The organism is Leucobacter soli (assembly GCF_042659205.1).
Lineage (GTDB): Bacteria > Actinomycetota > Actinomycetes > Actinomycetales > Microbacteriaceae > Leucobacter > Leucobacter soli.
On the sequence record NZ_JBHSRW010000106.1, the window covers coordinates 1 to 8,123 of the forward strand.

The following is an 8,123-nucleotide window of genomic DNA, read 5'->3' on the forward strand; positions in this document are numbered from 1 at the left end:
GGATGTCGCGGTGCGGCGCGCCCGCGAGGCGCAGCCGGCCTGGGGCGACACGACCCCGGGTGCGCGTGCACTCGTGCTGCTGCGCCTCGCCGACCTGATCGAGCGCGATGCGGCCGAGCTGTCTCGGATGGAGGTGGAGGAGCGCGGCGTGCCCTTCACCACGATCCACGACGGCGAGATCCCGTTCGCGGCGGACAATCTGCGCTTCTTCGCGGGTGCCGCCCGCTCCCTCGACGGCACCGGGGCGGGACGTTTCAGCGAGGGCTACACCTCGGTGCTCACCCGCCGCCCGGTCGGCGTGGTGGCGGGGATCGCGCCGTGGAACTTCCCGCTGATCATGGCGCTGTGGAAGGCCGGGCCGGCGCTGGCGGCTGGCAACGCGGTCGTGCTGAAGCCGGCCCCGATGACTCCGCGCACGACGCTGCGGCTCGCGGAGCTGGCGCTCGAGGCGGGTGTTCCCGCGGGTGTCCTGAGCGTGGTGACGGGCGGCGCCGACGTCGGCGAGGCGCTGGTGACGCATCCGCTGGTCGACATGGTCAGCGTGACGGGGTCGACCGCTACCGGGAAGGCGGTGATGCGCGGGGCCGTGGAGGGCGTGAAGCGGGTGCATCTCGAGCTGGGGGGCAAGGCGCCGGTGCTGGTGTTCGAGGATGCCGACATCGACGCGATGGCGCATGCGATCGCGCTGGGCGCGACCTACAACACGGGTCAGGACTGCACGGCGGCGACCCGGGTCTACCTGCAGCGCGAGCGCTTCGACGAGGGGGTCGCCGCGCTGCAGACGAAGCTGGAGCAGATCGTGGTGGGGCCGCCCGAGGATCCGGACACGCATCTCGGCCCGCTCATCACCGCCGCGCACCGGGACCGCGTGCACGGCTTCGTGAGCCGGGCGGTGGAGGCGGGGGCGCGGGTGCTCACGGGCGGCGTGGTCCCGGAGGGGCGGGGGAACTTCTACCCGCCGACCCTCGTCGTGGACGCCGCGCAGAGCTCGGAGATCGTGCAGGGCGAGGTGTTCGGGCCGGTGCTGGTCGCGCTCCCGTTCGACGGCGAGGCGGATGCGCTGGAGCTCGCGAACGACAGCGCCTACGGCCTGGCGTCCTCGATCTGGACCCGGGACGTCTCACGGGCGATCCGGGTGAGCCACGGCCTCGACGTCGGCGTGACCTGGATCAACGATCATCTGCCGATCGCGTCGGAGGCCCCGCACGGCGGGGTCAAGGGATCCGGTTTCGGAAAGGACATGTCGATCGAACCACTGCTCGACTACTCGGTGACCCGGCATCTGATGATCCGGCACGCCCCGCCGCCCGCTACGACGGGCTTCCGTCCGGCGTAGCGGCCGCGAGGTCGTCTCCCGCTACGGACTCCTCGAGCTCGGGCAGCATCTCGTCGAGCAGCGCGCCTTCGCTGCCGCCGATCTCGAGGGTCTCGACGTCCCGGAGCTTGCGCTCGACCGCGCGCGTGCGCCGACCGGCCTCGCTCACCGTGTTCTGGGCGGTCTGCAGCTGCTTGCCCAGCTTCTCCCAGACCTGGCCGTACTTCTGGAACTCGAGCTTGGCCGCGCTCAGCACCTTCCAGACCTCGCTGCTGCGCTGCTCGATGGCGAGCGTGCGGAAGCCGAGCTGGAGGCTGTTCAGCAGCGACATCAGCACCGACGGCCCGGCGACCGTGATGTGGAACTCGTTCTGCAACCGGCTCGCAAGGCCGGGCCGTCGCACGACCTCGGCGAAGAGGCCTTCGGTCGGCAGGTACATGATCGCGAAGTCGGTGCTGAAGGGCGGCGCGATGTACTTGTCGGCGATGGTCTTGGCCTGCTGCACGATCGCGCGCTCGACGGCCAGACTGGCGGCGTCGATCAACGGCTTCTCGCCCGACTCCTGGGCCGCGAGCAGCCGCTCGTAGTCCTCCTGCGGGAACTTCGAGTCGATCGGCAGCCACACCGGCTGGTCGTCGACGCCGCCATCGGATCCGCGCCCGGGCAGCTTCACCGCGAACTCGACCCGCTCGGCCGTGTCCGGCCTGATGGCCACGTTCTCGGCGTACTGCTCGGGGCTCAGCATGTCCTCCAGCTGCCGCGCCAGCTGCACCTCGCCCCAGCCGCCGCGGTTCTTCACGTTGGTCAGCACGCGCTTCAGCCCGCCGACGTCGGAGGCGAGCGTCTGCATCTCGCCCAGCCCCTTCTGCACCTGTTCGAGCTGGGTGCTGACGAGCTTGAACGACTCCCCCAACCGCTTCTCGAGGGTGCCCTGCAGCTTCTCGTCGACGGTCTCGCGCATCTTCTCGAGCTTCGCCTCGTTGCCCTGGCGCAGCTTCTCGAGCTCGTCGCCCAGCGTCTTGCGCAGCTCGGCGAGCCTCGTCTCGTTCGCGTCGGTCAGCGCCTGGATCCGCTTCGCGTTCTCGTCGAGCGAGGCCTTCAGCGTGCCCTGCAGCTTCTCGTCGACCGCCACCCGCATCTGCTCGAGCTTCGCCTCGTTCTCCTGGCGCAGCACGTCGAAACGCTGCTCGAGGGTGCCCTTCAGTTCGGAGTGGGACTTGCCGAGGGTCTCGCTCAGCTCGCGGTGCGCCACCGCGCGGACTTCGCGCTCACGCGCCAGCTCGCCGGTCTGCGCGTCGCTCGTCGTGCGCAGCATCTGGCTCAGCTCCGAGCGCTGCTCCTGCTGCTCGCGCCGGATCTCACCGCTCTGCCGCTGCAGCTCCTCGCGCACCAGCGCCTCGAGCGCGCGGGCCGATCCGTCGTCGCCGCGCCCCGCACCGCGCACCCGCAGCACGAAGATGAGCACCGCGATGGCGATCAGCAGGTTGACCACCGCGATGACCGTCAGCAGCGTTTCCATATGCTCCCCGTTCCATGAGGCCGGCCTCGGCCGGTTCGTCTGTCAATGACACTACCGACGACCACCGACAAACGTCGCCCGCCCCGCGATCGACCCCGCCTCGTTACAGTGGAGTCATGGCTCTCATCCTCCCCTACGACGGCGTCCACCCCGAGATCGATCCGACGGCGTGGATCGCTCCGAACGCGACCATCATCGGCAAGGTGCGCATCGGCCCGGGTGCGAGCGTCTGGTTCGGCGCCGTGCTCCGCGGCGACATGGACCGCATCGAACTCGGCGCGGGCAGCAACCTGCAGGACAACGTCGTGGTGCACACCGACACCGACATCCCGGCGATCATCGGCGACAACGTGGGCGTCGGCCATCTGGCGCTGATCCACGGCGCCACGATCGGCGCGGGCAGCCTCATCGGCATGGGCGCGAAACTGCTGAACCGCTCGGTGGTCGGCGAGGGTGGCTTCGTCGCCGCCGGTGCCCTCGTGCTGGAGGGGCAGGAGATCGCGGCCGGGCACCTGGTCGCCGGCGTACCGGCGAAGGATCGCGGCCCGATGGGTCCGGAGATGGCCGAGCGCGTCCGCAGCAACGCCTTCGAGTACCAGAAGCTCTCGTCGCACTACCGCGACGCCGGCCTGTAAGCGCCCGCCGCCTCCAACCGGATCACACGGCAGGATCACCGGTCGGAGGCCGCCCGGCCTCCCGCACGGTGCTGCCTACCGCACGGCGGTGCGGCGCATGCACGCCCACGTGCCGAGCAGCGCCACCAGCGCGATCCCGATCCCGACGCCCGCCAGCATCGTCGGCGTCGTCGCGGCGATGATCTCGGCGGCCTGCGGCACGAAGATCAGGATCAGCACGGCGAGGACGAGACCCAGCACGATCGCCACGACGGTCGGGCCCTTGCCTCCGTAGCGCACCCACACGGCGCCGAACGCGCCGCCGATGCTGGTGCAGACGAACACCCCGATGAACACGGTGATGACGAGGGTCCACGGATCGCCGGATCCGAGCGCGTAGTTGTCGAGCGCGTAGACGCCGAAGAACCAGTGATCCGTCGCGAGCTCGAGCCAGAGCAGCACGAGCATGATCACCGCCACGTACGCGGAGAGCAGCAGGTTCGCGAGGGCTGTGCCGAGCACGTGCGCGCGACGGGTCGCCCCGAGGGCGAGCGCGAACGGCAGCGTCGTCGCGACGGCCTGCACGCCGTAGTAGATGAGGAAGCCGGGGAGCGACCAGACCATGCCCGCGTTCCCGCGCGCGCCGACCGCGTACTCGGGCGAGTTCGGGTCGAGGCCCGCGCGCTGGAGGGCGAACGAGATGATCGCGCTGACGATCAGCACGAAGACGAGGATCTGGGCGGGGACGCCGAGCATCGACATCGGCTTGTTGAGGTGCAGCCGGGCCACCTTGAGCGTGCGGTTCATGAGCGTGCCTCCTTCGGTGCGCGGTCCGCGGTCGGCTCGTTGCCCGCGAACGGTTCGCCGACGGGCTCCGCAGCGGAGTCCGCGTCGGGTTCGGCGGCGCCGTAGGCCGCCACGAGATCCTGGAGGCCGACGGTGCCGAGATCCAGGTCGGCGGCCGCGGCCGCGGCGCGATCCTCAGCCGTCAGCCGCCCCTCTATTACGAGGCTCACGAGACCGCCCATGCGGTGCCGCCGCAGGACGCGGCGGCCGATGGCGTAGCGTTCGGCGTCGGCCTCTCGGCCCGAGACCTGGTGGGCCGACCCGCGGAGGTCCTCCACGTCCGCGCTCTGCACGACGCGGCCTCGGTCGAGGATCACGACGTGCTCGAGCAGCTTGTCCATCTCGTCGATCAGGTGGGTCGAGAGCACGATGGTCCTCGGGTGCGCGTTGTAGTCGCGCAGCAGCACGTCGTAGAAGTAGCTGCGGGCGGTGGCGTCGAGTCCGAGGTACGGCTCGTCGAAGAAGGTGATCGGGGCCCGGGAAGCGAGGCCGAGCACGATGCCGAGCGCCGAGAACTGGCCGCGCGAGAACTTCTTCACGACCGTCTTCTCGGGGATCCGGAACATCGCGACGAGCTCGTCGGCGAACGCCTGATCCCATTCGGGGTAGAAGATGCGGGCCGCCCGCAGCGCGTGCTTCAGCTTGTAGTCGTCGGGGTAGCGCTGGTTGTCGCGGATGAAGCAGAGGCGCTCCAGCACGCTGCCGTGCTCGAACGGCTGCTCCCCGAAGACGCGCACCTCGCCGGAGGTGGGTCGATCCTGCGCCGTGGCGAGCGACATGAACGTGGTCTTGCCCGCGCCGTTCCGGCCGAGCAGGCCGGTGATCGTGTTCGCGCGGATCTGCAGGGTGACGTCGTCGAGCGCACGGGTCTCGGCGTGCACCCGGGTCAGCCCTCGGGTCTCGATGGCGATGTTCATGATGTCCTACATCTCTCTCGGTGTCGGAGTCTCGGCGTCGATGAGGCGGATCAGCTCGGACCGGTCCAGTCCGAGCGCCGCCGCCTCCGCCAAGAGCGGTTGGACGAAGTCGTGGACGAAGTGCTCCTGGCGCTCCCGGGTGAGGCGATCCTTCGCCCCCTCGGCGACGAACATGCCGATGCCGCGGCGCTTCTCGAGGATCCCCCGGTCCACCAGCAGCCCGAGCGCCTTCCCCGCCGTCGCGGGGTTGATGCGCAGGAAGCCCGACAGCTCGTTGGTCGACGGCACCTGCTGACCCTCCGCGTAGCGGCCCCGCAGGATGTCACCGATGATGCGATCGGCGAGCTGCTGGAAGATGGGTCGGGAGTCGTCGAACACGTGTCACCTCTTCTCGGGGCTCTGCGGGATCACTTCAACCCCACTGGTTCATTACTTCACTAATCAACCTAGAGACTGCTCGATGATCTGTCAAGAGCGGGATCGCGCGATCCCGCTCTTCGCACGGCCGCGCGGCCGCAGGGGCGCGAGGGCGCGAGGTCACCGCGACCGGAGAGAATCGCGTCAGGCCGGGAGGACGGCCTCAGGCGAGCACGACCTCAGGCGGGGAGCACCGCCTCGATGGCGGCCCGCAGCGCCGGGTCGTCCGGCTCGACCACCGAACGGAAGCGGACGATCGAGGGGCGACCATCGCCGGCGGGATCGCGGCCCACCACGAACTTCTCGAAGTTCCAGCGCACGACGCCCGCGGACCCGCCCGGATCCTTCGCCCGGCGCAGCTCCCGGTAGAGCGGCTCGACCCGGCGGCCGTTCACCTTGCCCTTCGCGAGCAGCGGGAAGGTGACGCCGTAGTTCACCGAGCAGAACTCGGCGATCTCGCCGTCGGTGCCCGGCTCCTGCTTCAGGAACTGATTGCACGGCATGCCGATCACGGCGAGGCCTTGCGGGCCGAACTCGCGATGCAGCTCCTCGAGACCGGCGTACTGCGGCGTGAAGCCGCACTTCGAGGCGACGTTGACGACGAGTGCGGCGCCCGGCGCCAGCTCGCCGAATCGGCGGGTCTCGCCGCCGGGCATCACGACCTCGATCTCGCGCAGTGCACTCATGGCTCGGTCCTCTCTCGACGACGCGACGGAACGGGCCGCGCGCCTCCATCGTGGCACGTGCCCCCGAGGATCCGCTAGGAGTTCCGCCCGCCCGCCGATCACGCGCGGCGTTCGCGTCGGATCACGAGCGCGACCGCCGATGCCAGCGCCGCGCCGATCACGGTGTCGAGCACGCGCTCGGCCGCCGTCGCTCCGGGATCGCCGACGCCGCTCGCGACCTGGATGATCAGCAGGACGAGGGGCGTGACGAACACGAGGGCGAGCGCGTAGTTGCGGGGGACGATGATCTCGATCACGAACTGGAGGACGAAGATCACGGCCACGAGCAGCCAAGGGACCTCGGCGGCGGGTACGAGCAGCAGGAACGCTCCGGCCCCGATCACCGTCCCCACCGAGCGGTGCAGCGCCCGCTCCAGCGCGTGCCAGCGGTCGGAGGCCAGGCCGAGCACCGCGATCCCGGCCGCGACCGGCCAGTAGGCCCGGAGCGGGTCGAGCCACAGCACGCTGACGAGCACGCCGAGCACGGCAACCAGTCCCGACCGCATGACGAGCGTGAGCTCGTCGTGCCCGAGCCAGGGCCCGGGCAGCAGTTCGGGCAGGGTATGTCCGGGCTTCGCCCGTTCGGCCGCCCGCACCAGCGGCGCGACCGCCAGCAGGTAGGAGAAGGCCGCACCGGCGGCCACCGCCAGCAGGAACACGAGCGGATCGTTGACCCGCACGCCGTCGACCGCGTGGGTGATGTAGCCGGCGAGCCCGTAGAGGATCACGAAGAAGACCGGGCCGGGCGGGCCCAGCCGGTACCCGAACGCCAGCGCCGGCGCCGCGATGGCGATCGCGACGAGTCCCGACAGGTGCAGCCACGGGATCGGCGCGGACCAGGCGCCCAGGGCGGCGCAGGCGAGCATGCCTGCCGCGACGAACGGCAGCAGCTTGGCGCGATCCCGCGCGCTTCGGTTCGCCCCGTAGATGGCGAGAAAGGCCCCGGCGGCGACCTGCAGGCCGATCCTCTCGTGGCCGAGCGCGGTCAGCACCGCGAGCGGGATCCCCGAGGAGAGCGCGGCCCGGAGCGCGATCCATCGTCTCGGCGGCACCCCGGCGGGCAGACGGACGAGGCTCCGCAGCGTCTCGGCGAACATCGTCATCCCACCATCTTGCTACACGGGGATCCCCGCGGGCGCGCCCGCCGGTCACCGCGGCGGGCGTCGCGCCGTTGCCGGATCCGACCCGCGCCCCGCGACGCGGACGTTCCGTCGCCGGACGCTCTACAGTGGGCTCGTGAACGAGAACGCAGCCGGATCCCCCGTCAGCACCGACCCCGTGGATCATCCCCGCACCTTCGCCTCCGACAACTACTCGGGCGCGCACCCCGAGGTCATCAAGGCGGTGATCTCCGCGAACGTCGGCCACGCCCCCGCCTACGGGGCGGATCCCTGGACCGCGCGCTTCGACGCCGTCGTCCGCGAGCGCTTCGGGCGGGACGCCGTCGCCTACCCGGTCTTCAACGGAACCGGCGCGAACGTGCTCTCGCTGCAGGCCGCGCTGCCCCGCTGGGGCGCCGTGATCTGCGCGAAGTCGGCCCACATCAACGTCGACGAGGGCGGTGCGCCCGAGAAGGTGGCGGGGATCAAGCTGCTCCCGCTCGACACCGCGGACGGCAAGCTCACGCCCGAGCTCGTCGCGCGCGAGGCGTGGGGCTGGGGCGACGAGCACCGCGCGCAGCCGCTCGCGATCTCCATCTCGCAGAGCACCGAGTTCGGCACCTGCTACACGCCCGACGAGGTGCGCGCGCTCGCGGAGCAGGCCCACGCG

The 8,123-nt window shown here is 70.8% G+C and carries 9 protein-coding genes; 3 read left to right on the forward strand and 6 right to left on the reverse strand.

Annotation, left to right across the window (positions count from 1 at the left end):
- On the forward strand, positions 1-1,336 hold a 1,336-nt coding region (locus ACFPZL_RS07940), incomplete at its 5' end, for an aldehyde dehydrogenase family protein (protein WP_382335047.1).
- Here the strand turns inward: ACFPZL_RS07940 and rmuC are convergent.
- On the reverse strand, positions 1,311-2,834 hold the full coding sequence (gene rmuC, locus ACFPZL_RS07945; RefSeq protein ID WP_218114567.1) for a DNA recombination protein RmuC: 1,524 nt from the start codon (positions 2,832-2,834) through the stop codon (positions 1,311-1,313). The genes ACFPZL_RS07940 and rmuC overlap by 26 nt on opposite strands.
- Positions 2,835-2,950: 116 nt before the next feature.
- Here rmuC and ACFPZL_RS07950 point away from each other — a divergent pair, with 116 nt between their 5' ends.
- Positions 2,951-3,469 (forward strand): gamma carbonic anhydrase family protein, encoded by a 519-nt coding sequence (locus tag ACFPZL_RS07950; protein WP_218114566.1) that lies wholly within the window; start codon positions 2,951-2,953, stop codon positions 3,467-3,469.
- Between the two features lie 75 nt (positions 3,470-3,544).
- Here the strand turns inward: ACFPZL_RS07950 and ACFPZL_RS07955 are convergent, their stop codons facing one another.
- From ACFPZL_RS07955 to ACFPZL_RS07975, 5 genes are all read right to left on the reverse strand, one after another.
- Positions 3,545-4,255, reverse strand: a complete 711-nt coding sequence (locus tag ACFPZL_RS07955) for a hypothetical protein (RefSeq protein ID WP_218114565.1) — start codon at positions 4,253-4,255, stop codon at positions 3,545-3,547.
- Positions 4,252-5,211 (reverse strand): ABC transporter ATP-binding protein, encoded by a 960-nt coding sequence (locus ACFPZL_RS07960; protein ID WP_218114564.1) that lies wholly within the window; start codon positions 5,209-5,211, stop codon positions 4,252-4,254. Before ACFPZL_RS07960 ends, ACFPZL_RS07955 begins: the two co-directional genes overlap by 4 nt.
- A 6-nt stretch (positions 5,212-5,217) precedes the next feature.
- Positions 5,218-5,589 (reverse strand): GntR family transcriptional regulator, encoded by a 372-nt coding sequence (locus ACFPZL_RS07965; protein WP_218114563.1) that lies wholly within the window; start codon positions 5,587-5,589, stop codon positions 5,218-5,220.
- A 218-nt stretch (positions 5,590-5,807) separates the two neighbouring features.
- Positions 5,808-6,314 (reverse strand): glutathione peroxidase, encoded by a 507-nt coding sequence (locus ACFPZL_RS07970; protein WP_218114562.1) that lies wholly within the window; start codon positions 6,312-6,314, stop codon positions 5,808-5,810.
- A gap of 98 nt (positions 6,315-6,412) precedes the next feature.
- The gene (locus ACFPZL_RS07975; protein WP_236021961.1) at positions 6,413-7,456 is read right to left on the reverse strand and encodes an FUSC family protein; all 1,044 of its coding nucleotides are present in this window, start codon (positions 7,454-7,456) and stop codon (positions 6,413-6,415) included.
- 133 nt (positions 7,457-7,589) lie between these two features.
- Between ACFPZL_RS07975 and ACFPZL_RS07980 the strand changes: the two genes are divergently transcribed.
- The coding region (locus ACFPZL_RS07980) for a threonine aldolase family protein (RefSeq protein ID WP_382335049.1) at positions 7,590-8,123 on the forward strand (534 nt) is incomplete at its 3' end.